Origin of the sequence: Azospirillum himalayense (assembly GCF_042657465.1) — a bacterium.
GTDB lineage: Bacteria > Pseudomonadota > Alphaproteobacteria > Azospirillales > Azospirillaceae > Azospirillum > Azospirillum himalayense.
Genome location: NZ_JBHSLC010000005.1, coordinates 1 through 22,188, shown reverse-complemented (window position 1 = coordinate 22,188; position 22,188 = coordinate 1). Strand labels below are relative to the sequence as shown.

Genomic DNA, 22,188 nt, shown 5'->3' with positions numbered 1-22,188 from the left:
TTACGCTTCGCTTTCCTTGAGGCGCCGGGCGATCTCCGGCATGACCGCCGCGTCGACGTTGGCGAAGGCGAAGCGCAGGTAATCGTCCTGGCCGGGACCGAACATGGAGCCGGGCAGGCACAGGATGTTGTGATCGCGGGCCAGCCCCTCGGCCACCTCATGGGCGCGCTTGCCGGCGAAGGGATGCCGGACATAGGCGAAATAGGCCCCGATGCTGGCGATGCGGTAGCCGGTGCCGCTGGCCTCCATCGCCGATTGGAAGGCGTGGACGCGGGCCAGGATGTCGCCGCGCTTCTCCGCCACCCAGCCGTCGAGAGTCTCCAGCCCGAACAGCGCCGCCTTCTGGCCGACGTGCGGCGCGCAGATGGCTAGGCAATCCATCACCTTGCGCGCCTGGGACAGCAGGCCGGCGTCGGCGATCACCGCGCCGACCCGGTAGCCGGCGAGGCTGTAGACCTTGGAGAAGCTGTAGAGCTGGACCAGGGTGCGCTGCCAGCCCGGTCGCTGGAACAGCCCGTGCGGCGCCCGCCCCTCCCAATCCGGAAAGTCGCGGTAGGTCTCGTCGAGCAGCAGCTTGACGCCGCGCCGTTCGCACAGCTCGTACAGCGCCGCGATGGCGTCGGGCGAGGCGATGGCGCCGGTCGGGTTGTTGGGGGAGATCAGCACCAGCGCGCGCGTGCCGGCGTCCATCAGCCGCTCGGCCTCCGCCGGGTCGGGGATCAGCCCGTTCTCCTCGCGCAACGCCAGCGGACGGGCCTCGATGCCCAGCATGTCCAGCGTCATCTTGTGGTTGAAGTACCACGGGGCGGGCAGGATCACGTTGTCGCCGGCCCGCGCCAGCCCCATCACCGCCACCGCGAAGGCCTGGTTGCAGCCCGCGGTGATCAGCACCTCGTTCGCCGCCACCTCGCCGCCATAGAGCGAGCCGGTGCGCCGTGCCAGCGCCGCGGTCAGCGGCGGGATGCCGTCGATGGCGGTGTAGCGCGCGGTGTCCGGCGCCCGCACCTGCTCGGCCAGATGGGCGGTCAGCGCGTCGGCGGGCGGATAGCCGGGCACCGCCTGACAGAGGTCGATCAGCGGCTTGTCCGCCGGAAAGCTGCGGCCCTCGACCCAGCGCCACGCCTCGGCGATGGGCGGGGCCTCGGTGGCGGCGACGAGCGGGTTGACGTCTCTGCGGTCCATTCCCTGATGTCCAGTCTGCGGGGTCCGATTTTTACGGGGCGCATGGTGGACCGCCCCGCCGGGCTCGCGCAAGGGACCAGAACAGGAGAACGCGCAAGACGGTCAGGCGCTGCCCAGCACCGCGTCCGGCTTGCGGCCCACCAGGGACTCATAGACCTCGGGGTCGGTCGCCCCTTCCGATCCGAAGACCAGCACGCGGGCGTCCGGGGCGAGACCCAGGCTGGCCCGGACCGCCGGGTCCGCCGCGGCGCAGAGCAGCCCTGCCAGACCGGCGACACCGGACTCCCCGCCCACGATGGGCCGTCCGCCGTGCCGCCCCTCGGCCAGCAGGCGCATGGTCGCCACCGCCGCGTCGTCGGGGATGGTCAGGAAATCGTCGGCCCCGCGCTCCAGGATCGCCCAGGCCAGCAGGGACACCTCCCCACAGGCCAGCCCGGCCATCAGCGTTTCCAGGTCGCCCTTTGACGGCGTCGGGCGGCCGTTGACGGCGCTCTGGTACAGGCAGTCGGCGGCGTGCGGCTCCACCACCACGAAGCGCGGGCGCTGGCGGCCCCAGCTTTCCCACAGATGGCCGCAGACGGCGGCGGGCAAGGCCCCCACCCCGCCCTGCACGAAGACGTGGGTCGGGCGCTCGCTGGCCGGAAGCTGGCCGATCGCCTCCTCCACCATCACGGTGTAGCCCTGCATCACGTCGCGCGGGATGTCCATGTAGCCGGTGTAGGAGGTGTCGGAGACGACGAGCCGGCCATGCTCCCGCGCGTCCGCCGCGGCCTGCCGCACCGCGTCGTCGTAGTTGCCGGCCACGCGGACGACGCGGGCGTCGAAGGACTCGATCGCCTGCTGCCGCCCCTGCGAGCAGTTGCCGGGAATGTAGATGACGCAGCCGCAGCCGAACACCTGCGCGCCCCAGGCGACGGAGCGGCCGTGGTTGCCGTCGGTCGCCGTGGTCACCGTGATGCCGCGGGTCACCTTGGCGTAGCGCCCCACCACCAGATCCAGCGCCGTCACCGGCACGCCGGGCACGCGGGCCTGCACCTCGCGCACCAGAAGGCGCAGCACGGCGTAAGCGCCGCCCAGCGCCTTGAAGCTGTGCAGGTTGAAGCGGCTGCTCTCGTCCTTGTACCAGATGCGGTCAATGCCGGCGGCGCGGGCCAGCCCGCCCAACGATCGCAGCGGGGTCGGGGCATAGCCCGGCCAGGCGCCGATCTCCGTCATCGCGTCCTGGAAGGCGGCGCGGCTCAGGATCGCCCGTTCGGCGGACCCGTAAGGCTGGTCCGTGTCGGCGCGCGGATTCGAGAAGAGACGCGGGGTGCCAAGCGGCGGCAGGTCGGACATCGTGTTCGCTCTCCAGACCGCAAGGACGGCCGCAGCCACGAAAGCATTGCCGGCCACGCCACGTCAAGCCACGCGCGTTGTCTCCGGACAAAGCGCCGCGAGCTGTGCTAACAGCGCCTCCCTCCGCGGTCCGGCCAGGGTGCCGAAGGCGGCGGGGGTTCCCGTTCCTGAAGGAGATGGTTCCGTCGTGACGACCGGTTTCAACACCACCGCCGCCGACCAGCTGAAGCAGTTCGCCGACCGCATGGAGCGGTTGATGGACGAGATCGACGGCCTGAAGGCCGACCTGAAGGATCTGCGCAGCGAGGTCAAATCCGCCGGCTTCAACATCAAGGCGCTCGACAAGCTGGTCGCCATCCGCCGCAAGGACGCCGGCGAGCAGGAGGCCGAGCTGCTGAACGACCTGATGCTCTATGCCCACGCCACCGGCACGCCGCTGGACATCGTGGTTCCCGAGCCGGCCGAGTGACGATTTAAGGATCGTTGCGAAGCCGCATCATGATTGTTCCGGGGGCGCAACATGACGTTTCGCTCCCGGAACATGTCATTGCGCAAGCGCATCAAAGCGCCATAACCTTAGCGCTTCCACTCGCGGCTGGATTTCACGAAGTCGGTCAGGGTGACGCCGATCTTGTCGTCCACGATGACCACCTCGCCACGGGCGACGAGGACGCCCTCCACATAGACGTCGGTCGGGTCCTTCAGGTGCCGGTCCAGCTCCACGACGGCGCCGCGGCCGAGCTTCAGCAGGTCGCGGACACGCAGCATGGCGGTGCCGATGACCACCTTGATCTCGACCGGCGCATCGCCGATGGCGAAGGCATCGCTGCTCATGTCGTCGGACGAGCCGGCGCCCAGCAGATCGTCGATGTTGGCCATGCCGCACTCCTTCGCCTGGATCACAAGACCCTTCAACCGACAAGAGTTACCCCACCAGGGGCGCCGGGGCAACGGCGACCGTCGCGACACCCTGCGACAAGGATGGGAAACAACAGCACAGATTTGGTTTTCCTGCGCCGCCTTGTGTTGATACCCTGCCCGCCCGACGTGAAACCCCGACGTGAAACCCCGACGTGAAACCAGCCGCAAAGGCAGTGCCATGACGACCGATTCCCAACGCCCGCTGGTCGACAGCGCCTGGCTGAAAGGTGCCCTCGACCGCCCCGACCTCGTGGTTCTGGACGTGCGCACGCCGCCGTCGGAGGGCTTCATCCCCGGTTCGATCCATTCCGACTACGCCAAGGCCGGCTGGCGGGCGACGGTGGACGGCGTTCCGGGCCTGCTGCCCGACGCCGCCGTTTTGGAAGGGCTGATCGGCGGGCTGGGAATCGGCAACGGCGACCACGTCGTGCTGGTCGCCAGCGGCCTGAGCGCCGCCGACATGGGAAACGCGACGCGCGTCTATTGGACCTTCAAGACGCTGGGGCATGACCGCGTGTCGGTGCTGGACGGCGGCTTCGCCGCCTGGAGCGACGCCGGCAATCCCGTCGCCACGACCGCCGCCACCCGCCCCGCTGCCGCCTTCACCGCGGCCCCCCGCGAGGAGTTGCGCGCGCCCCTGCCCGTGGTCGCGGCGGCGATGGCTGACGGCTCCGTCCCGCTGTTGGATTCCCGCTCCGCCGAGCAGTTCGAGGGCAAGGCCAAGAGCCCGCAGGCCCGCGTTCCGGGCACGCTGCCGGGGGCGGTCCTGATCGAGAACGGCGCCTTCTACTCCGCCACCGAAAAGCGCTTCCTGCCCGCCGAAGCGGTGAAGGCGCTGGCGGACCGGGCCGGAACCGGCGAGTCGACGATCACCTTCTGCAACACCGGCCACCTCGCCTCGGTGTCCTGGTTTGCGCTGAGCGAAGTGGCGGGGATCGACGGGGTCCGTCTCTATGACGGGTCGATGTCGGAATGGACCGCCGACCCGTCTCGTCCCGTCAAGAACGGGCCGGCGGCTTAAGCGTTAAACGCTCTTGCGGCGCCGGCGGAACCGCCCGAGGTCCGACCGGCGCAGCAGGCCCAGCGCGACCGCCAGCACCGCGTAGACCAGCAGACCGGCAAGGCCCAGCAGCACCAGCCCGCCCAGCCGCTCGAACAGCCCATGGGCGGTCAGCCAGGACGACAGCTGGGTCTGCACCAGCCACAGCGTGCCGCCCATGGCGAGCGCCGCGATGGCCATGCGCGGCAGGTTGCGCAGCAGCCGGGCATCGGCCTTGAACAGCCCGCGCCGGGTCAGCAGCCACGCCAGCAGCCCGGCGTTGACCCAGGCGGCGACGGAGGTCGCCACCGCCAGCCCGACCTGGGCCAGCGGCCCCATCAGCGCCAGCTTGAGCGCCACGTTGACCGCCGTCGCGGCCAGCGCCACCCGCACCGGGGTCGCCGTGTCGTGCCGGGCGTAGAAGCCGTTGACCAGGCTGCGGATCACCACGAAGGCCGGCAGACCCAGCGCGTAGGCCTGCAGGGTCGCGGCGGACTGCGCGGCGTCGGTCGGGCCGAAGGCGCCGTGCTGGAACAGCACCGACACGATGGGCAGGCCGGCGACCAGGAAGGCGGCGGCGGCCGGCAGGGTCAGCACCAGCGACAGTTCCACCGCCCGGTTCTGGCTCTCCACCGCGCCCGGCTCATCCCCGCCCTTGATGCGCCGGGCCATTTCCGGAAGCAGAACGGTGCCCACCGCGATCCCGATGACGCCCAGCGGCAACTGGTTCAGCCGGTCCGCGTAATAGAGGTAGGACACCGCGCCGGTGGGCAGCAGCGAGGCGATCAGCGTGTCGACGAACAGGTTGATCTGCGTCAGGCCGGACCCCAGCGCCGCCGGACCCAGCACGGTCAGGAACCGCTTCACGTCGGGCGTCAGGCGCGGCAGGGCCAGACGCAGCCCCATCCCGGCCCGGCTGGCCTCCCAATACAGGTACAGGAACTGCGCCAGCCCGGCGGCGAAGACGCCCCAGGACAGGGCGTGGCCGACCGTGGGCATCAGCGGCGCCACCAGCACCATCGTCGCGATCAGGCACAGGTTCAGCAGGATCGGCGCCGCCGCCGCCGCCCCGAACCGCCCCATGCTGTTGAGAACGCCGGCGAGCAGCGATTCCAGCGAGATGAACAGCAGGTACGGGAAGGTGATGCTGGTGAACAGGACGGCCAGCCGGAACTTCTCCGGCTCGTCGGAAAAGCCCGGCGCAAAGACCGTCATGAACTGCGGCATGATCGCCAGGATGCCGGCCAGGAACAGCAGCTGCACCGCCAGCAGCAGGCTCATCACCTCCTCGGCGAAGCGCTTGGCGGCGGCCTGCCCGTCCTGCACCAGCTTGGCGGAGAACAGCGGCACGAAGGCCGAGTTGAAGGCCCCCTCGGCGAACAGGGCGCGGAAATGGTTGGGCAGCCGGAACGCCACGAAGAAGGCGTCGGCCACCGGCCCGGCGCCGAGCAGCGCTGCGGTCAGGACATCGCGCAGGAAGCCAAGGACGCGGCTGACCAGCGTCAGCCCGCCGACGGACAGGATGTTGCGGAGCACGGTGCGTACGGGTCCTCTGATGGGCGGCGCCATCCTAGCGTTTTCCCCGCCCGCGTCACCCCTTTCGGCATGCCAGCCCGTGTGGAATTTGAAGGCGGTGGGCGGAAACGGTCTGCTAGGATCGCCGCCCATCCATTGTCCCATCCCTCCCCTTCAGACAAGCGGAACGTCCATGGCCCAGGGTCTTCCCCTCACCTATCTGGAAGCCGGCGAAGCGAACGGCGGCACCCCCCTGCTGGTCCTGCACGGCCTGTTCGGGTCGGCGCGCAACTGGCAGACCCTGGCGAAGCGCTTCGCGGAGCGGCACCGGGTCTACGCGCTGGACCTGCGCAACCACGGCGGCGCCCCCTGGTCGGACGAGATGACCTATCCGGCGATGGCCGCGGACGTGCTGCGCTTCCTCGACGACCGCGGCTTCGCGCGGGCGTCGGTGGTCGGCCATTCCATGGGCGGCAAGGTGGCGATGACTCTGGCGCTGAACCATCCCGACCGGGTGGAGCGTCTGGCGGTGGCCGACATTGCGCCGATCGCCTACACCCACACCCACGCCCCCTTCGTGGCGGCGATGAAGCAGGCCAAGCTGGAAGGCTGCACCCGCCGCTCGGAGGTCGAGGCGCAGCTCTCGGACGCGGTGCCGGAAGCCCCCTTGCGTTCCTTCCTGCTGCAGAATCTCGTTCTGGAGCAGGGGTCGTTTCACTGGCGGATCAACCTCGACGCCATCGGCGCCCGCATGGCCGATCTGATCGGCTTCCCGGATCTCGGCGACGCCCGGTACGACGGCCCCACCCTGTTCATCGGCGGCACCCGGTCCGACTACATCGTGCCGGAGAACCACGCCGCCATCCGCCGCCACTTCCCCAAGGCCGCCATCGAGATGATCGAGGGCGCCGGCCACTGGCTGCACGCCGAACGCCCGCAGGAGTTCGCCGCGCTGGTCGAAGCCTTCGCGTAACGTCTTCAGCCGGCAAAAAGAAACGGGGGCCGCGAAGGCCCCCGTTCCCACATGCTGGCCGATGCGCGGTCCGCTCAGAGCGCGCCCTGACGGCGATTCTCTTAGAGAGCGCCCTGACGGGCGCCGGTCTTGGCGGCCGGACCGGCGGACTGGTTGAAGGCGTCGCGCAGGTAGGGCGACAGCGCCTGCCGCATCGTGCGCAGCCACTCGTGGATGATGATCAGCGAGCGGGAGGCGACCGGCGGGGTCATGCCCAGCTTCACCAGATCCTCGCGGGTCATCTGCGCCACCTCGTCGATGCGGTGGCCGGTCAGGCGCGCCCAGGCCGGGGCCGTGCAGGGCGCCATGGAGATGACCTCCACGCCCTCGCGCTCCACCATCTCCGCCTTGCGGCGGGCGTACTGGCTGTCGTCGAGCTGCGAGAAGGGACCGGAGAAGCCGTTCTCGACCAGAACGCGCTTGGCCTTCGGGGCGATGGTGGCGATGCGCTCCAGCGTGTTCATGCCGGTGGACAGCGAGGCCAGATCGACGGTGACCGGAACCATGAAGGTCAGCCGCTCGCCCTCGCCGACATAGTAGTCGAAGCCCGACACCTCGGCCCAGTTGAAGAACCACTGGGAGATGTTGCCGCCGAAGTCGAAGAGGCGGCCGCCGCGCTGCAGCTCCGGCCCGATCTGGTCCCAGAACTCGTAGAAGCCGTCGCCCGAGCCCATCATGTTCATGAAGTCCTGGGTGATGCGGCGGTGCTCCACCACCTCCGGACCGAACAGGCGGTTCAGGCGCTCGTTGACCTCATATTCGACGACCTTGAGCTGAAGGCCTTCGAGCATGGCAGTCGCCATCAGGTGATGGGACAGCAGCGTCTTGCCGACGCCACCGCGGTCGTTGAGAACGAAGATGGTGCCCAGCATGCGATCGCCTTTCCAGAGTCTGTTCGATGTCGAATCTTGAGGTGTTGAAACGTTAAGGTCCGAAGCTTTGGGAATCGGAGCCTGAGCGGGATGGGATTCTTCAACCGCAGCTGGTGTCAGCTCGTCCGGCGGATCAGTGGGCTCCACAGCGTCTGGCTCCGGAACGGGGGCCAGCTCCGCCGCCGGCGCGGTGACGTTCGGTGGGTCGTCGGTGGCGGTTCCAGCCATTTCCAGTTCCGCCATTTCCGGGTCGGCTTCTTCCTGATCGGCTTCTTCCTGATCGGGCACCGTGTTGTGACCCGCCTCCTCGGCGTCGGCCAGCTGTTCTCCAGCGGTCTGCCCAGCGGCGAGAGCGGCGCGGTGCACCGCGTCCAGCGTTTCGCGCGGGGTCGTCCCACCCGCTTCCTCTCCATCCGCAACACCGTCACGTCCCTCGTTCCCCACGAGGAAGAAAGCGGAGCGCAGGGTGACGGGCGAGATCGGCTGGTTGTCGCGGGCGGTGACGCCCAGCTTCGCCAGCACGTCGGAGATGTCCGCCCAGGACAGCCCACGCTCGCGCATCAGGCCGATGTCGGCGTAGCTTTCGCGGACGGCCTGCATGGCCGAGCGGTTTGCAGTCGGACGATCGGCAAGGAGCCGCTCCAGTTCCGCGCGATCAATCGACACCGTGTGTACCCGGCATGCGTGGTTCTGGGGAGGGGTGGGTAGGATTTGTGATACCGCAGGATTCCGTTCCCCCCGGTGCGGAAAAAATAGTACAAGCGATTGGGGTGCGCAAACGGTTTCCAACCATGTTCAACCGCATTAAACCTGTGACACGGCAACCTTCCTTGGTCTCCGTCAGGATTGCAGGATAGGGCCCGGCGTTTGGCGAAGATGCCCTATGATTTCCGATCGCACGATCAGCGGACCGCCGACACCGGGCGGACGCCGGGGACTCCCATCGGCTTCCACGAGCTGCGCCAGGCCTGCGAGATTTCGGCCCTTCGGGAGGATCTGGAACGCGTCCTCCAGGACACCGGTGCCCTGCGCGACAGCATCGAGGACGCGGTGGAGCAGGTGCGCCAGCGCTTTGCCGCCCTGACGGCGGAGGAGCTGGCGAACTCCGAGACGATGGCGCCGCTGCTCCAGTTCGCCGTCTCCACCCTGCTGTCCATCCGCGACGAGGCCCGGCGCATCAACACCCAGACCGGCCCGGTCGACGATGACGACCGTCCCACGCGGACCGTCGCCGACCCGCGCCCCCATCCGACTCCGGCGACGCCGCAATCGGCGGCACAGGCAGCCCCGCTGACCGCCCCGCAGACTTATGCGCCGCCGCCGTCCGATGACCCCGCCCCTTCCTTCGCCGCTGAACCGTTGCGAGACGATCCGCTGCCGCCTTCAGCGGCCACGCCGGCGGCTCCGGTCCTGTCGCCCTTCGTGCCGCGTGCGCCGGCCCCGGCGCCGCAGCGTCCCGGGGCACCGGACCCTGTTCCGGATCCGCCTCCGGCTCCGTCCTGGCTCTCGCCCCTGTCCGGGCGCAAGGGCGGTTCGGGGGTCAACAGCCCCCCTCCCCGCAGTGGAAACGTGGACTGGCTGAGCCGGCCCAAACGCTGATCTTCCACCTCCGTCCCGTTGTTGCGGGAAGGTCGCACCTCGTCCGAACGCACCCACGTCACACAGATTTTCCTTGAACTCCGAAATGGGTGCGACTACCACTTTATTTGGTAAATGAATCTTTACCAAACAACACCGGCGGCGACGCATAGGGGTGGTGGTCATGACACGGGATGATGTGGACACGCTGGCCCGACCGGCGTCCAGCCTGGAATGGCGGCACCGTTGCGGCCCGGCCACCCAGGCTGGCCAGACCGACCGGTGGGAATCGACCCGGCGCGACGTTCCCGCGACGGTCCGCCCCCTGCGGTTGCTGATCGTGGAGGACGAAACCCTGGCCGCCGAGGCGGTGGGCATGGCCGCCACGGATCTCGGCCATATCGTCTGCGGCACCGCCCGCACCGAGGAGGAGGCGGTGGCCATCGCCGGGCGCGAGCGTCCCGACGTCGCGCTGATGGACGTGCGGCTGGCCGGCGGCGACGGGATCGAGGCGGCGCGGCGCCTGCGCGCCAATTACGGCATCCGCTCGATCTTCCTCTCCGGCTACGCCAATCACGCGATCATGGCCCGCATCACCGAGACTTACCCGCTGGGCGTGGTCAACAAGCCCTACTCGCTCGCCCAGTTGAAACTGGCGCTGGACCTCGCGGCGCGGCGCCTGCACGGCCCGCGCGGCTGACGACACACCACGTCACCAAACAAGGAAGGGCGGCCTCCCCCGTGGGAAGCCGCCCTTTCCTTTTCCGAACCGTCGCGGAGCGCGCGGCTCCTTACTCCTGCCCTTACTCCTGCCCTTACTCCTGAATGAACGCCTTCACGTAGGAGTGCGACAGCGGCTGCACCAGATAGTCGAGCGGGGTGCGGGCGGACAGCAGGATTCGCGCCTCCACCGGCATACCGGGCTTGATCGTCAGGTTGTGAACCTGATGGGAGTCGCTGTCCTTCAGCTTGATCCGCGCGATGTAGGATTCCTGACGGGTAATCGGGTCCATCACGCGGTCGGCCGAGACGTAGGTCACCGTGCCGTCCAGCGAGCCGACGACGCGGCTGTCATAGGCGGTCAACTGCACCTTCACCGGCAGATCGACGGTCAGCGACTTGATGTCCTTCGGCTGGACCTTCACCTCGGCCAGCAGGGCGCGGTCGTCCGGGATGATGTCCAGGATCGGCTCGTTGGCGGTGATCGTGCCGCCGGCCGCCCAATGGCTGTGCATCACGACGGTGCCGGCGTCCGGAGCCTTGATCGCGCGGGTTTCCAGCCGGTTGGCGGCGTCGCGGATCTGCTCGGCGAGGCGGATGACGTCGCCGCGGGACTTCTCCAGATCGACCAGCACCTTTTCGCGGAAGTCGTTGCGACGGCGCAGAAGGTCGCCCTCGGCGTCCACAGCGGCCTGGTTGGCCTGGGCGATGCGGGCCTCCAGCTCGCGGTCGCGGCCCTTGAGCTGCGCCTCCTCCTTCTGCTGCTCGACCAGCTTGGTGCGGGTGGCGTTGCCGCGGGACAGCAGTCCCTGGGTGATCTGCAGATCGTCTTCGATGAGCTGGATCTCGCGGGCCAGGAACTTGCGCTGCTCCTGAAGGCTCTTGCCCTCCTCGCGCAGCGTGGCGACGCGCTCCTTGGTCAGCTTGGCCTCGGTGTCGAGCTGGTTGCGGCGGACCTGGAAGAGGGTTTCCTGGTTGCCCATCAGCTTCTCAACCGTACGGTCGCTGCCGCGACGGCGCAGCAGTTCCTCCGGCCACTCGATGGCAGGCTGCTCGAACAGCTCGGCGGTCAGCCGCGCTTCCAGCGCCTGGGTTTCCAGCCAGGAGGTGCTGAGCACCTGGAGCCGGGTCGCCGCCTCGGTGCTGTCGAGCCGCATCAGGACCTGACCGGCCTTCACCGTGTCGCCTTCCTTGACGAGGATCTCCTCGATCTGGGCGGTCTCGGTGTGCTTCACGATCTTGCGGCCGGTCTCCGGGGCGAGCGCGCCGGAGGCCATGACGGCGCTGTGAAGCGGGGCGAGCGCGGCCCAGGCGGTCATCCCGCCGAAGCCCACCGCCAGCACCATGAAGCCGCCGGCCAGAAGCCCGCTGACCCGGGTGTCGGGAACCAGCGCGCGCAGCGCGCCGATCGACGTCATGGTCTTCGTCTTGTAGGTGTTCATGGTGGTGTCGGTCATCACAGAGGGTCCTTAATCGCCGGAAGTCGCCCGGAACTTATGCTGGGGTGCTGGTCTGGAGGTTCCGGCGTCAGCCGGCGGCGCTCTGCACCGGCGCCGGGCCGATGTTGCGCAGGCGGCTCCAGTTCGGACCCTGCTGCTCCTGCTGGCGTTGCGGCAGCTCGACCGCCATGCCGTTCTTCAGAACGAAGGTCTTGTCGGAGATGTCGACGAAGGCCGGGGAGTGGGTCAGCACGATGGTGGTGACGCCGCTGTTCTTGGCCTCGACGATGAACTCGCGCACCGCCTTGTGGCCGATCTCGTCCATGCCGGCCGACGGCTCGTCGAGAACCATCAGCGACGGGCGGCCGTAGCCGGCGCGGGCCAGGGCGATCAGGCGGGCCGAGGCGCCGGTGATCGGGAACAGCGGGTCGGTCACCTCGGTCTCATAGCCGCCGGGCAGGCTCTCGACCCAGGAATGGATGCCGGCGCGCTTGGCGGCGTCCTCGACCTTCTCCCGCGTCGTCTCGGTGAAGCGGGCGATGTTCTCGGCGATGGTGCCGGGCAGCAGGTCGGCGCCCTGCGCCATGTAGCCGATGCCCTGCTCCGGGGTTTCCGGGTTCAGCGAGGCGACGGCCAGACCGCCCAGCCGCACGGTGCCCGCCGACGGCATCGCCACGCCGGCCAGCAGACGGGCCAGCACCGACTTGCCGGAGCGGTTGGGACCGGCGATGCACACCGTCTGGCCCGGCTCGACCGCCAGCGTGACGCTGCGCAGGATCGGCTTCTGGTCGCGGGGGGAGACGAACAGCAGGTTCTCGACGGTCAGGCGTTCGCGCTCCACCGGGATCATCGGGCGCTCCGGCTCGAGCGACAGGCGCTTCAGCAGCGGGAACAGGCGGCGGAATGCCTGGTAGGACTTCTGGATCTGGCCCCAGGCGCCGGCGCTCTGCTCCACCGGGGCGAGGGCGCGTCCGACCAGCATGGAGGTGGCGATCATGCCGCCGAAGGACAGGTGCTGCTCGATCACCAGCAGCGCGCCGACGCCGGTCACCGCGATCTGGATGACCATGCGGACCCACTTGGTGAAGGCGCCGATGGCAGCGGCGCGCTCGGTCGAGCGGCCCTGCAGGGCGGAGGTGGTCATAGCGTCGCGGGCCACGGTGTCCAGCGCGCTCGGTCCCATGCGCAGGCCGCGCACCGTTTCCGACCGCGACAGCAGCGAGTCGAACAGGCGCTGCGAACGGCTGGCCGGGGCCTTGCTGTCCTCGGCGAAGTGGCGCACCGCCCAGTTGCTCAGATAGCCGAGCGCCGTCATGATGACCATCGCGGCGACCAGGATCACGGCGAGCAGCGGGTGGATCAGGTAGATGCCGATGACGTACAGGGGCACCCAGGGCAGATCCATCAGGGCCGGCAGCGACGGACGGCTCATCGCGCCCTTGACCTCCATGAGGTCGCTGACCGGGGCGGTGTCCGGACGGCCGCGGCCCGAGGCGTCCAGCACGTCGGCGGTCAACCGGCGGCGCCAGGTGACCTCCAGCGCGTTGCCCGCGCGGGCCAGGATGCGCGCCCGCACCGTTTCCATGGCGGCGCTCAGCGTCAGGGCCAGGACGACGATGACGGTCAGCATGACCAGCGTATCGATGTTGCCGGACGGAATGGCCCGGCTGAAGACCTGAAGCGAATAAAGTGGCATCGCCAACATCAGAAGATTGATGGTAGCGCTGAAGACAAATGCACCAACGAGTACCCGGGTGAAATAACGTCCCCCGTGAGCCATACTTTTATTGGTCTTTTCAGACCCGCGAGAAAACAGGCGAGGCATTTACAGCCCTCCAATTGTCACCGTTTGCGGCAGTGCCCACTGGATGCAGGCGAGGTCAGTTGGCGCGTTTTTGGTAAATGAAATCTGAAGATTGAGGGACATCACAGGAATGCCACTGAAAACCACCCCCTTTGCGCAGACGACAACGGCGCCTCATGTGAAGGGCTGCTCAGTTCGTCCCGTTTCAAGGAGCGCCGCATGACCGACACGCTGACCTTCGACCCCGGCCATCTCGCCCTGCCCGACCTGCGCCGCATCCTGCGCGACCCGCCCGTCCTGGCCCTGGCGCCCGGCTGCCGCGCCGCCGTCGACGCCTCGGCCCGCACGGTGGCGGAGGCGGCGGGCGGGGAGCGCGCGGTCTATGGCGTGAACACCGGCTTCGGCCTGCTGGCGAAGAAGCGCATCCCCCCGGATCAGGTCAGGGAGCTGCAACGGCGGCTGGTTCTGTCGCACAGCGCCGGCACCGGGCCGGACCTGCCGCCGGGCGTGGTGCGGCTGATCCTGGCGCTGAAGGTCAACGCGCTGGCGCGCGGCCATTCCGGCGTGCGCATGGCGGTGATCGAGGCGCTGCTGGCGCTTTACAACCGCGGCGTCCTGCCGGTGGTCCCAGCCAAGGGGTCGGTGGGGGCGTCCGGCGATCTGGCACCGCTGGCCCATCTGACCGGCGTCCTGATCGGCGAGGGGGAAGCCGACGTGGACGGTGAACGGCTGCCCGCTGCCGAGGCGCTGGCCCGCGCCGGACTGGCGCCGCTGGCGCTGGAGGCCAAGGAAGGCTTGGCCCTGCTGAACGGCACGCAGGTCTCCACCGCGCTGGGGCTGGCCGGGCTGGTCGCGGCCGAAGACGGCTTCGCCGCCGCCCTGGTCGCCGGAGCGCTCAGCGTCGATGCCGCTCTCGGCAGCGACGGTCCCTTCGACGCGCGCATCCACGATCTGCGCGGCCAGCCCGGCCAGCGGGACGTGGCCGCCGTCTACCGCTCCCTCCTCCAGGGCAGCGGCATCCGCGACTCCCACCGGGAGGGGCACGAGACGGTGCAGGACGCCTACAGCCTGCGCTGCCAGCCGCAGGTGATGGGCGCGGTGCTCGACCATCTGCGCTTCGCCGCGGGCGTGCTGGAGCGCGAGGCCAACGCCGTCTCCGACAACCCGCTGGTCTTCCCGGACAGCGGCGACATCCTGTCGGGCGGCAACTTCCACGCGGAGCCGGTGGCGATGGCCGCCGACGTGCTGGCCCTGTCCATCGCCGAGACGGGGGCGCTGTCGGAACGGCGGACCGCGCTGCTGATGGACACCCACCTGTCGGGCCTGCCGCCCTTCCTTGTGGCCGACGGCGGGCTGAACAGCGGTTTCATGATCGCCCAGGTCACCGCGGCGGCGCTGGCCAGCGAGAACAAGCAGATGGCCCACCCGGCCAGTGTCGACAGCCTGCCGACCTCCGCCAACCAGGAGGACCATGTCAGCATGGCGACCCACGCCGCCCGCCGCCTGTCGGACATGGCCGACAATCTGGCGGGGATTATCGCCGTGGAATTGCTGGCCGCGGCCCAGGGGATTGACCTGCGGGCGCCGCTGGCCTCCTCTCCCGCGCTGGAGCGCGCGCGGGGACTGCTGCGCGCCCGCGTGGCGGTGTGGACGGAGGATCGCGCGATGGCCCCGGACATCGCGGCGGCGAAGCGGTTGGTCACGGAGGGCGTCTTCCGCCCCTTCGCGGAGAACCTCCTGCCCTGATCCACGGGGGCCGGCTGAGACAAGACCGCGCAGGTGGCTCCGGCCGGTTTTCGTCAATCCGTTGAAGGGCTAAGGTTCGGATCATCCCACATCAACCGCTTCACTTCGATCCGGAGACCATCATGGAAGGACGCAAAGTCCCCTCGGTCGTGTTCAAGACCCGCGTGCGCGATGAAAGCGTCGGCGGCCCCAACCCGTTCCGCTGGCAGGACGTCAGCAGCGACGAGCTGTTCGCCGGAAAGCGAGTCGTCGTCTTTTCCCTGCCCGGCGCCTTCACCCCGACCTGCTCCAACCAGCAGGTGCCGACCTACGACGCACTCTATCCGGAGTTCCGCGACCTGGGCGTCGACGAGGTCTATTGCCTCAGCGTCAACGACGCCTTCGTAATGTTCCAGTGGGGCAAGCATCTCGGCGTGAAGAACGTCAAGCTGATCCCCGACGGCGCGGGCCACTTCACCCGCCGCATGGGCATGCTGATCAACAAGGACCATGTCGGCTTCGGCATGCGCAGCTGGCGCTACGCCATGGTGGTGACCGACGGCGTGATCGAGAAGCTGTTCGAGGAGCCGGGCATCAACGACGCCGGCGAGGGCGGCGACCCCTACGGCGAATCCGCGCCGGAAGCGGTGCTGGCCTACCTGCGTTCGCGCTGAGCCGGTATTCCGGTTCTTTAGCCCTCTCCCCTCCGGGGAGAGGGTGGCCCGGAGGGCCGGTGAGGGGGGTGCGCTTGTGCCGGACGCACGGCCAAGCGCAACCCCCTCACCCTAACCCTCTCCCCGGAGGGGAGAGGGGATATAACCACCGATCTCTTCAAGCCGGAACGGCGGTTCCTTCCGCCGGCTCCGCCTCGGCCGCCTGCGCTTTGCGGCGTTCATGGGCCGCCCAGGCCCTCTCGTGCAGGTGATAGGCCACCGTGTTGCACAGCGGCTCCACCAGCGCCAGCGCGCCGCCCACCGCGATGCTGCCGGTCATCAGATAGCCGACCGTGAAGGCCACCGTGAAGTGGATGCAGGCAAAGCTGAAGGTCTTGGTCATCGCGAAACTCCCGAACGCCGCCATTTCTGTTCAGCCTCAGCATGAGCGTCGGACGGCGACAGGTCCAATCGAACGACCCAAACAGATCAATAGGCAGTCCCTATTTATCAACGAAAGGGACGGCGGCGGTCGCCCGCCTCCGGCACGCTGCCGCGACGCAACCGGGTGCCCGGCGGAACGACTTCGAAGGCGCGGCTGTGCGCCGGCTCCAGCAACCGCACCTCGGGGCACTTGAAGAAGGGGATCAACGCGGCCCCCATGACGAACCCGCCGACATGCGCCCAGAAGGCCACCCCGCCGCTATCGTTGGAGGTCGGGGTGGTGACCCCGCTCAGGATCTGCCCGACGAACCAGAAGCCCAGCACCAGCACCGCCGGAACGCTGATGACGCGGACGATGATGATGAACCAGAAGAAGACGCCGACATTCGCCCGCGGGTGCAGCACTAGGTAGGCGCCGAGCACTCCGCCGATGGCCCCGCTCGCCCCCACCATCGGGACTTCGGACGTTGGGGCGGCGAAGCTCTGGGCCAGTGCCGCCGCTGTCCCGCACAGCAGGTAGAAGACCACGAAACGGCCCCGCCCCATGCTGTCCTCGACGTTGTTGCCGAAGATCCAGAGGTACAGCATGTTGCCGGCGAGGTGCAGGAAGCCGCCATGCAAGAACATGGAGGTGACGACGGACATCCAGGGCGGAACGACCCGCAACGGCTCCGGCAGTTCGGCGTATCCGAACAGCACGGCCGGAACGAGGCCGAAGGAATAGACCGCGAGGTTTCCACCCCGCGCGCCCAGCGAGAGCTGCCACAGGAACACCATCACGCACAGCGCGATCAGCGCCATGGTGACGACCGGCGTTCGCCGCGTCGGGTTGTCGTCGTAGATGGGCAGGAACAGCATCGGCGGCGCTTTCGGTTGAGGCAACCCTGTTCAGTACGATGGTCCCGCCCTTCGGTTCCGCCAAGACGTACGGGAGACACGTACAGGCGGAAGTCGGCAAAGAAAAACCGGCGCCCCTTGCGGAGCGCCGGTTTCGCTGACTAAAGCCGCGGTGCGGATCAGGTGCCCGCTATCAGGTCCCCTGGGGCTCCGGGTCCATCCCGCCGCTTTCCTTGGTGGTCGGCACCGACGGGCGACGGCCCGAGGTCGGGGTCGGCTGCTTCGGCGGTGCCGGCGAGAAGCCCTCCCGCTCGTCGTTGCGGATCAGCGGCTCGCCGCGCAGCAGGCGGGCGATGTCCTCACCGCTCAGGGTCTCGTACTCCAGCAAACCCTTGGCGATGGTGTGGAGCTGATCGATGTTCTCCGTCAGGATCCGGCGGGCCTCGCCGTACGCCTCGTCGACGATCCGGCGGATTTCCTCGTCCACCGTGCGGGCCGTGGCGTCGGACATGTTCTTGTGCTGGGTGACGGAGTGGCCGAGGAAGACCTCCTGCGTCGGCTCGCCGTAGAGCAGCGGGCCCAGCTTGTCGCTCATGCCCCATTCGGTGACCATGCGGCGCGACATGTCGGTCGCCATCTTGATGTCGCCCGACGCGCCGGTGGTCACGCGGTCCTTGCCGAAGATCAGCTCTTCCGCGATGCGGCCGCCCATGGCGACGCGCAGGTCGGCGTGCAGCTTGGCCTGGGACAGCGAGATGCGGTCGCCTTCCGGCAGGCGCATCACCATGCCAAGCGCGCGGCCGCGCGGGATGATGGTGGCCTTGTGCACCGGATCGCTGTCCGGCTGGTGGATGGCGACGATGGCGTGACCGGCCTCGTGATAGGCGGTCAGCTTCTTCTCGTCCTCGGTCATGACCATGGAGCGGCGTTCCGCGCCCATCATGACCTTGTCCTTGGCGGCCTCGAACTCGGCCATGCCGACGACGCGCTTGCCGATGCGGGCGGCGAGCAGCGCGGCCTCGTTGACGAGGTTGGCGAGATCGGCGCCCGAGAAGCCCGGGGTGCCGCGCGCGATGACCTTGGCGTCGACGTCCGGGGACAGCGGCACCTTGCGCATGTGGACCTTGAGGATCTTCTCGCGGCCCAGCACGTCGGGGTTCGGAACGACGACTTGGCGGTCGAAGCGGCCCGGACGCAGCAGCGCGGGGTCGAGCACGTCCGGACGGTTGGTGGCGGCGATGAGGATGACGCCCTCGTTCGCCTCGAAGCCGTCCATTTCCACCAGCAGCTGGTTCAGGGTCTGCTCGCGCTCGTCGTTGCCGCCGCCCAGGCCGGCGCCACGATGGCGGCCCACGGCGTCGATTTCGTCGATGAAGATGATGCAGGGGGCGTTCTTCTTGCCCTGCTCGAACATGTCGCGGACGCGGCTGGCGCCGACACCCACGAACATTTCGACGAAGTCGGAGCCGGAGATGGTGAAGAAGGGCACGTTGGCTTCACCCGCCACGGCGCGCGCGGTCAGGGTCTTACCGGTGCCCGGCGGTCCGACGAGCAACACGCCCTTCGGGATCTTGCCGCCCAGACGCTGGAACTTCTGCGGGTCCTTCAGGAACTCGACGATTTCCGCCAGTTCCTGCTTGGCCTCGTCGATACCGGCGACGTCGTCGAAGGTGACCCGGCCGACCTTCTCCGTCAGCAGGCGCGCGCGGGACTTGCCAAAGCCCATGGCCTTGCCGCCGCCCGACTGCATCTGACGCATGAAGAAGATCCAGACGCCGATCAGCAGCAGCATCGGGAACCAGGACAGCAGGACGGAGAACAGCGACGGCACGTTGCTGTCGTCCGGAACGGCGCTGATGCGCACGTTCTTCTGCGTCAGCCGCTCGACCAGCCCGGCTTCGGGCGGGACGTAGGTGCTGAAGGACCGGCCGTCGGTGAAGTGGCCGGAGACCTGGTTTCCTTTGATGGTGACGTCGGCCACTTGGCCGCGGTCCACTTCGGCGAGAAGCTCGCTGAACGGAACCGTCGTCTGCGGGCTGCGCGTGGAGGAGCTCTGGAACAGGTTGAACAGGGCCACCAGCAGCAGCCCGATGATGATCCAGAGCGCGAGATTCTTGCCGAAATTGTTCACGTCAAAAGCCTTTCTGCGAACCCTGCGCGGAAAGGTAGGCTGATGCGGAGCCACCCCTCCCGGGCTTACGGGCACGTTCCCAGATTAAATAATGCCGACACGGTCCGAAACAACCGGAAAAGCTGGACCGGCCAACACCACCCCGGGCGCGTGCAGAGCGACCGCCGAAAGGGGGAATCCGGGCCGCGAAAACCCCAGATGCGGCACCGCCGCCAGCCCGTTTCCGTCCCACAGCGCCGGCAGCGTCTCGCGGACCGGTTCGGGCAGGCCGATGCGGCCCGAATCCGGGCCTGCAGACCGCACCTTTTGCCACCCTTCCCGCCCCAATGTTGCCACGACCACCGCCCCGCCCGTCCCCGCCGCCAGCCGAACGGCGAATCGGCGATCCCACCAGACCTCTCCGCCGGGGGTAAGACTCAGCCGTTCGGTGACCCCGACCGGCTCCCGCGCGATCACCAAATGCCCCTTCCGCGGCAGGATGCGGCAGCCGCCCAGCGTGCGTCCCCGGAAGCCTTCCCCCGCGATCTCGGCGAACAGGCGCTCCGCCGCCTCGTCCTTCGGCGGGTAGGCGGCGCCCCCCGTCGCGGCGATGCAGCGGACCAGCGCGCGCAGGCCAAGCTCCTCCGGTGCCGCCAGCAACGGCTTTGGGTCCAGCCGCAGCCAGCCCTCCGGATGGACCTCCACGGCCTCGGCCAGCAGGGAGGCGGTGCCCGTCTCCAGCGCGTTGCGGGCCCGGGCGGCCCGGCGGGCGAGGTCGGCCAGACGCGGCGCGTCCAACCCCTCGGCGGCCAGCGCCTCCCCCGCCGCGCGCAGGCGGGCGCGGGCGAAGCGCGGGTTGCGGTTGGACGGGTCCTCGATCCACTCCTGGCCGAAGGCGCGGCAGGTCGCCACCAGCCGTTCATGGGGCAGGTTCAGCAGCGGCCGGATCACCCGCACCGCCCCCGCCGCGCGCACCGGCGCCATGCCGGCCAGCCCGTCGATTCCGGAGCCGCGGGCGAAGCGCAGCAGCACCGTCTCGGCCTGATCGTCGCGGTGGTGGGCGAGCGCCAGATGGAGAATGCCCTCTTCCCGACAGCGCTCGGCCAGCAGGCGGTGGCGCGCGGCGCGGGCCGCCGCCTGGATGCCGGTCGCCGGCTTCTCGCCGTCCCAGCGAAGAATAGTGTGGGCAACGCCGCGCTCCTGGAGCCAGCCGCCCACCCGGGCGGCCTCCGCCGTGGACTCGGCGCGCAGCCCATGATCGACGGTCAGCGCGAGGACATCCCCGCCCCGCTCCGCCGCCCAACGCTGGGCGAGCAGCACCAGCCCGAGGCTGTCCGCCCCGCCGGATACGCCCACGGCCACGCGCGGCCGTGTCTCGAAGCCGCCCAGCCGGTCCATGCGGGCGGCGAACTCACTCGCGGAGATCGGCCCCGCGGAAATCGGCCCCGCCGGGTCGGACGCGTTCACCGCGCCCGTCAGGCGCAGTTCAGGCGGCGGCGCTCGGTGTCGGCGCGGCGCTTCACGCTGGCCGACGCTTCCGGGAATTTGGTGATCAGCTGGTTGAAGGCCGTGCAGGCGTCCTTCTTCTGGTTCAGCTGCTGCAGCGACATGCCGAGCTTCAGCAGATTGTCCGCCGCCTTGTTGTTCTTCGGGTACTTCTGCACGCCCTCGGCGAAGGCTACGGCGGCGTCCTGGAACTTGTTGCGGACGTAGTAGGTCTCACCCAGCCAGTACTGTGCGTTGCCGGCAAGCTGGTGGGACTTGTTCTTCGCCAGGAAGTCGCTGAAGGCCTTCTCCGCCTTGTCGTAGTCGGACTGGCGCAGCAGCTCGAAGGCGTGCTCGTACTGCTTCTCCGGGGTGGAGTTGGCGGGCAGCGGCGCCAGGGCGGCGGTCTGCTTCTCCGCCGGCTTGTCAGCCGTCTTCTCGGGTGCCTTGGCGGCGCTGGGCGCCGCGGCCGGAGTCGCCGCGCTGGGCTTGGCGGGGCCGCCGAACGGGTCGCTGGCCGCCCCGCCGCCCTTGCTTTCCAGCTCCTTCAGGCGGAAGTCGATGTCGCTGTTGACCCGCTCCAGCCGGTCCTTCATCTGCGAGATCTGATAGGTCGCCTCCTCATAGCGCCCGGTCAGCTCCGAAAGGGCGCGCTCCAGCTTCTGCAGCCGCACTTCGAAATCGGCGGCCAGCGAGGGCTGGATCTCGGCCGTCTGTCCCCGCGCGTAGCCACTGCCCGGATAGGCCTGCGCCACCTCGACGCGCCCGCCCAGCGCCTCTACCCCCGACTCCAGCCGGTCCAGACGGTCCTGCAGCGAAGCCGTCTGCGCGAAGACGGAACCGCTGCACAGCAGGCCGCCGAGCAGCAGGGCGGCGAAAGAAGTGGTCTTGGTCATGCGTCGAGGGTCCTGTCCGGGCGGGAAAAGCCGTCGTTAAGAGGGTGCCGGTCCAAGCGGGCGAAACTATGGCGGCTGTTTACCAGAAGCGCGCGCCCCTTGCACGGTGGTGATTTGGAAATCTCCCGCGCACCGGGCGCACACCCGGAAGAGAACACAGAAAAAAGCCCCTTCCCGGCAGTCCGGAAAGGGGCCCTTCTCAAAGGAGACTCCGAAAAGCGTCTTACGCCTTGAGGATGCCGCGTCCGGCGAAGCGGGCGGCGGTGCCGAGCATCTCCTCGATGCGGATCAGCTGGTTGTACTTGGCCAGCCGGTCGGAGCGCGACAGCGAGCCGGTCTTGATCTGGCCGCAGTTGGTGGCGACCGCCAGATCGGCGATGGTGCTGTCCTCGGTCTCGCCCGAACGGTGCGACAGGACCGCCGTGTAGCCGGCCTTGTGCGCCATGTCCACGGCCTCCAACGTCTCCGACAGCGTGCCGATCTGGTTGACCTTGACCAGGATCGAGTTGCCGACGCCCTTGCGGATGCCGTCGGCCAGACGCGCCGGGTTGGTCACGAACAGGTCGTCGCCGACCAGCTGCACCTTGCCGCCGATGGCGTCGGTCAGCGCCTTCCAGCCCT

At 68.9% G+C, this 22,188-nt stretch carries 19 protein-coding genes and 1 pseudogene; 7 read left to right on the top strand and 13 right to left on the bottom strand.

Annotation, left to right across the window (positions count from 1 at the left end; translation table 11 throughout):
* Together ACFPMG_RS03545 and ACFPMG_RS03540 are read right to left on the bottom strand one after the other, a co-directional pair.
* Positions 1 to 1,182: an aminotransferase gene (locus ACFPMG_RS03545; RefSeq protein WP_376993847.1), complete on the bottom strand. Its 1,182-nt coding sequence runs from the start codon at positions 1,180 to 1,182 to the stop codon at positions 1 to 3.
* A gap of 102 nt (positions 1,183 to 1,284) precedes the next feature.
* On the bottom strand, positions 1,285 to 2,517 hold the full coding sequence (locus ACFPMG_RS03540) for a diaminopropionate ammonia-lyase (protein WP_376993846.1): 1,233 nt from the start codon (positions 2,515 to 2,517) through the stop codon (positions 1,285 to 1,287).
* A 187-nt stretch (positions 2,518 to 2,704) separates the two neighbouring features.
* Here ACFPMG_RS03540 and ACFPMG_RS03535 point away from each other — a divergent pair, with 187 nt between their 5' ends.
* Positions 2,705 to 2,986, top strand: coding sequence for a DUF2312 domain-containing protein (locus ACFPMG_RS03535; RefSeq protein ID WP_014240219.1), 282 nt, complete (start codon positions 2,705 to 2,707; stop codon positions 2,984 to 2,986).
* Positions 2,987 to 3,093: 107 nt separating this feature from the next.
* On the opposite strand, the gene fliN is transcribed toward ACFPMG_RS03535, so the two are convergent.
* Positions 3,094 to 3,396 (bottom strand): flagellar motor switch protein FliN, encoded by a 303-nt coding sequence (fliN, locus tag ACFPMG_RS03530; protein ID WP_014240218.1) that lies wholly within the window; start codon positions 3,394 to 3,396, stop codon positions 3,094 to 3,096.
* A gap of 220 nt (positions 3,397 to 3,616) precedes the next feature.
* Here fliN and ACFPMG_RS03525 point away from each other — a divergent pair, with 220 nt between their 5' ends.
* Positions 3,617 to 4,459, top strand: a complete 843-nt coding sequence (locus tag ACFPMG_RS03525; protein ID WP_376993845.1) for a sulfurtransferase — start codon at positions 3,617 to 3,619, stop codon at positions 4,457 to 4,459.
* A 3-nt stretch (positions 4,460 to 4,462) separates the two neighbouring features.
* Here the strand turns inward: ACFPMG_RS03525 and murJ are convergent, their stop codons facing one another.
* A complete protein-coding gene (gene murJ / locus ACFPMG_RS03520) occupies positions 4,463 to 6,013 on the bottom strand; it encodes a murein biosynthesis integral membrane protein MurJ (protein WP_376993844.1) in 1,551 nt (516 codons plus the stop codon).
* A 172-nt stretch (positions 6,014 to 6,185) separates the two neighbouring features.
* Between murJ and ACFPMG_RS03515 the strand changes: the two genes are divergently transcribed.
* Positions 6,186 to 6,965, top strand: a complete 780-nt coding sequence (locus ACFPMG_RS03515) for an alpha/beta fold hydrolase (protein ID WP_376993843.1) — start codon at positions 6,186 to 6,188, stop codon at positions 6,963 to 6,965.
* Between the two features lie 101 nt (positions 6,966 to 7,066).
* Here ACFPMG_RS03515 and ACFPMG_RS03510 read toward each other — a convergent pair whose 3' ends face one another.
* Positions 7,067 to 8,542, bottom strand: a complete 1,476-nt coding sequence (locus ACFPMG_RS03510; RefSeq protein WP_376993842.1) for a hypothetical protein — start codon at positions 8,540 to 8,542, stop codon at positions 7,067 to 7,069.
* Positions 8,543 to 8,752: 210 nt separating this feature from the next.
* Here ACFPMG_RS03510 and ACFPMG_RS03505 point away from each other — a divergent pair, with 210 nt between their 5' ends.
* Positions 8,753 to 9,475, top strand: a complete 723-nt coding sequence (locus ACFPMG_RS03505) for a hypothetical protein (protein WP_376993841.1) — start codon at positions 8,753 to 8,755, stop codon at positions 9,473 to 9,475.
* 163 nt (positions 9,476 to 9,638) lie between these two features.
* Positions 9,639 to 10,154 carry a response regulator gene (locus tag ACFPMG_RS03500; protein WP_376993840.1) on the top strand — a complete coding sequence of 172 codons (516 nt, stop codon included), beginning with the start codon at positions 9,639 to 9,641 and terminating at the stop codon, positions 10,152 to 10,154.
* A 115-nt stretch (positions 10,155 to 10,269) separates the two neighbouring features.
* Here ACFPMG_RS03500 and ACFPMG_RS03495 read toward each other — a convergent pair whose 3' ends face one another.
* Together ACFPMG_RS03495 and ACFPMG_RS03490 are read right to left on the bottom strand one after the other, a co-directional pair.
* Positions 10,270 to 11,631: an HlyD family type I secretion periplasmic adaptor subunit gene (locus ACFPMG_RS03495; RefSeq protein ID WP_376993839.1), complete on the bottom strand. Its 1,362-nt coding sequence runs from the start codon at positions 11,629 to 11,631 to the stop codon at positions 10,270 to 10,272.
* 70 nt (positions 11,632 to 11,701) lie between these two features.
* On the bottom strand, positions 11,702 to 13,393 hold the full coding sequence (locus ACFPMG_RS03490; RefSeq protein ID WP_376993838.1) for a type I secretion system permease/ATPase: 1,692 nt from the start codon (positions 13,391 to 13,393) through the stop codon (positions 11,702 to 11,704).
* 243 nt (positions 13,394 to 13,636) lie between these two features.
* Between ACFPMG_RS03490 and hutH the strand changes: the two genes are divergently transcribed.
* Together hutH and ACFPMG_RS03480 are read left to right on the top strand one after the other, a co-directional pair.
* Positions 13,637 to 15,163, top strand: a complete 1,527-nt coding sequence (gene hutH / locus ACFPMG_RS03485; protein ID WP_376993837.1) for a histidine ammonia-lyase — start codon at positions 13,637 to 13,639, stop codon at positions 15,161 to 15,163.
* A gap of 122 nt (positions 15,164 to 15,285) precedes the next feature.
* Positions 15,286 to 15,816, top strand: coding sequence for a peroxiredoxin (locus ACFPMG_RS03480; protein ID WP_376993835.1), 531 nt, complete (start codon positions 15,286 to 15,288; stop codon positions 15,814 to 15,816).
* A gap of 157 nt (positions 15,817 to 15,973) precedes the next feature.
* Here the strand turns inward: ACFPMG_RS03480 and ACFPMG_RS03475 are convergent, their stop codons facing one another.
* The 6 genes and pseudogenes from ACFPMG_RS03475 to eno form a co-directional block, all read right to left on the bottom strand.
* Positions 15,974 to 16,198, bottom strand: a complete 225-nt coding sequence (locus ACFPMG_RS03475) for a DUF2061 domain-containing protein (protein ID WP_145678179.1) — start codon at positions 16,196 to 16,198, stop codon at positions 15,974 to 15,976.
* Between the two features lie 107 nt (positions 16,199 to 16,305).
* On the bottom strand, positions 16,306 to 17,097 hold the full coding sequence (locus tag ACFPMG_RS03470) for a rhomboid family intramembrane serine protease (protein ID WP_376993834.1): 792 nt from the start codon (positions 17,095 to 17,097) through the stop codon (positions 16,306 to 16,308).
* Between the two features lie 172 nt (positions 17,098 to 17,269).
* Positions 17,270 to 19,207 carry an ATP-dependent zinc metalloprotease FtsH gene (ftsH, locus tag ACFPMG_RS03465; protein ID WP_014240204.1) on the bottom strand — a complete coding sequence of 646 codons (1,938 nt, stop codon included), beginning with the start codon at positions 19,205 to 19,207 and terminating at the stop codon, positions 17,270 to 17,272.
* An 84-nt stretch (positions 19,208 to 19,291) separates the two neighbouring features.
* Positions 19,292 to 20,653: a tRNA lysidine(34) synthetase TilS gene (gene tilS, locus ACFPMG_RS03460; RefSeq protein ID WP_376993833.1), complete on the bottom strand. Its 1,362-nt coding sequence runs from the start codon at positions 20,651 to 20,653 to the stop codon at positions 19,292 to 19,294.
* Between the two features lie 8 nt (positions 20,654 to 20,661).
* Complete coding sequence (ybgF, locus tag ACFPMG_RS03455) at positions 20,662 to 21,567, bottom strand: tol-pal system protein YbgF (RefSeq protein WP_376993832.1); 906 nt, start codon at positions 21,565 to 21,567, stop codon at positions 20,662 to 20,664.
* A gap of 223 nt (positions 21,568 to 21,790) precedes the next feature.
* A pseudogene (eno, locus tag ACFPMG_RS03450) lies at positions 21,791 to 22,188 on the bottom strand (phosphopyruvate hydratase); the annotation flags it as partial.

Coding starts and splice junctions, on each gene's coding strand:
- ACFPMG_RS03545 (WP_376993847.1), bottom strand. CDS start 1,182: ATGGACCGCAGAGACGTCAACCCGCTCGTCGCCGCCACCGAGGCCCCG.
- ACFPMG_RS03540 (WP_376993846.1), bottom strand. CDS start 2,517: ATGTCCGACCTGCCGCCGCTTGGCACCCCGCGTCTCTTCTCGAATCCG.
- fliN (WP_014240218.1), bottom strand. CDS start 3,396: ATGGCCAACATCGACGATCTGCTGGGCGCCGGCTCGTCCGACGACATG.
- ACFPMG_RS03525 (WP_376993845.1), top strand. CDS start 3,617: ATGACGACCGATTCCCAACGCCCGCTGGTCGACAGCGCCTGGCTGAAA.
- ACFPMG_RS03515 (WP_376993843.1), top strand. CDS start 6,186: ATGGCCCAGGGTCTTCCCCTCACCTATCTGGAAGCCGGCGAAGCGAAC.
- ACFPMG_RS03505 (WP_376993841.1), top strand. CDS start 8,753: ATGCCCTATGATTTCCGATCGCACGATCAGCGGACCGCCGACACCGGG.
- ACFPMG_RS03500 (WP_376993840.1), top strand. CDS start 9,639: ATGACACGGGATGATGTGGACACGCTGGCCCGACCGGCGTCCAGCCTG.
- ACFPMG_RS03495 (WP_376993839.1), bottom strand. CDS start 11,631: ATGACCGACACCACCATGAACACCTACAAGACGAAGACCATGACGTCG.
- ACFPMG_RS03490 (WP_376993838.1), bottom strand. CDS start 13,393: ATGGCTCACGGGGGACGTTATTTCACCCGGGTACTCGTTGGTGCATTT.
- hutH (WP_376993837.1), top strand. CDS start 13,637: ATGACCGACACGCTGACCTTCGACCCCGGCCATCTCGCCCTGCCCGAC.
- ACFPMG_RS03480 (WP_376993835.1), top strand. CDS start 15,286: ATGGAAGGACGCAAAGTCCCCTCGGTCGTGTTCAAGACCCGCGTGCGC.
- ACFPMG_RS03475 (WP_145678179.1), bottom strand. CDS start 16,198: ATGACCAAGACCTTCAGCTTTGCCTGCATCCACTTCACGGTGGCCTTC.
- ACFPMG_RS03470 (WP_376993834.1), bottom strand. CDS start 17,097: ATGCTGTTCCTGCCCATCTACGACGACAACCCGACGCGGCGAACGCCG.
- ybgF (WP_376993832.1), bottom strand. CDS start 21,567: ATGACCAAGACCACTTCTTTCGCCGCCCTGCTGCTCGGCGGCCTGCTG.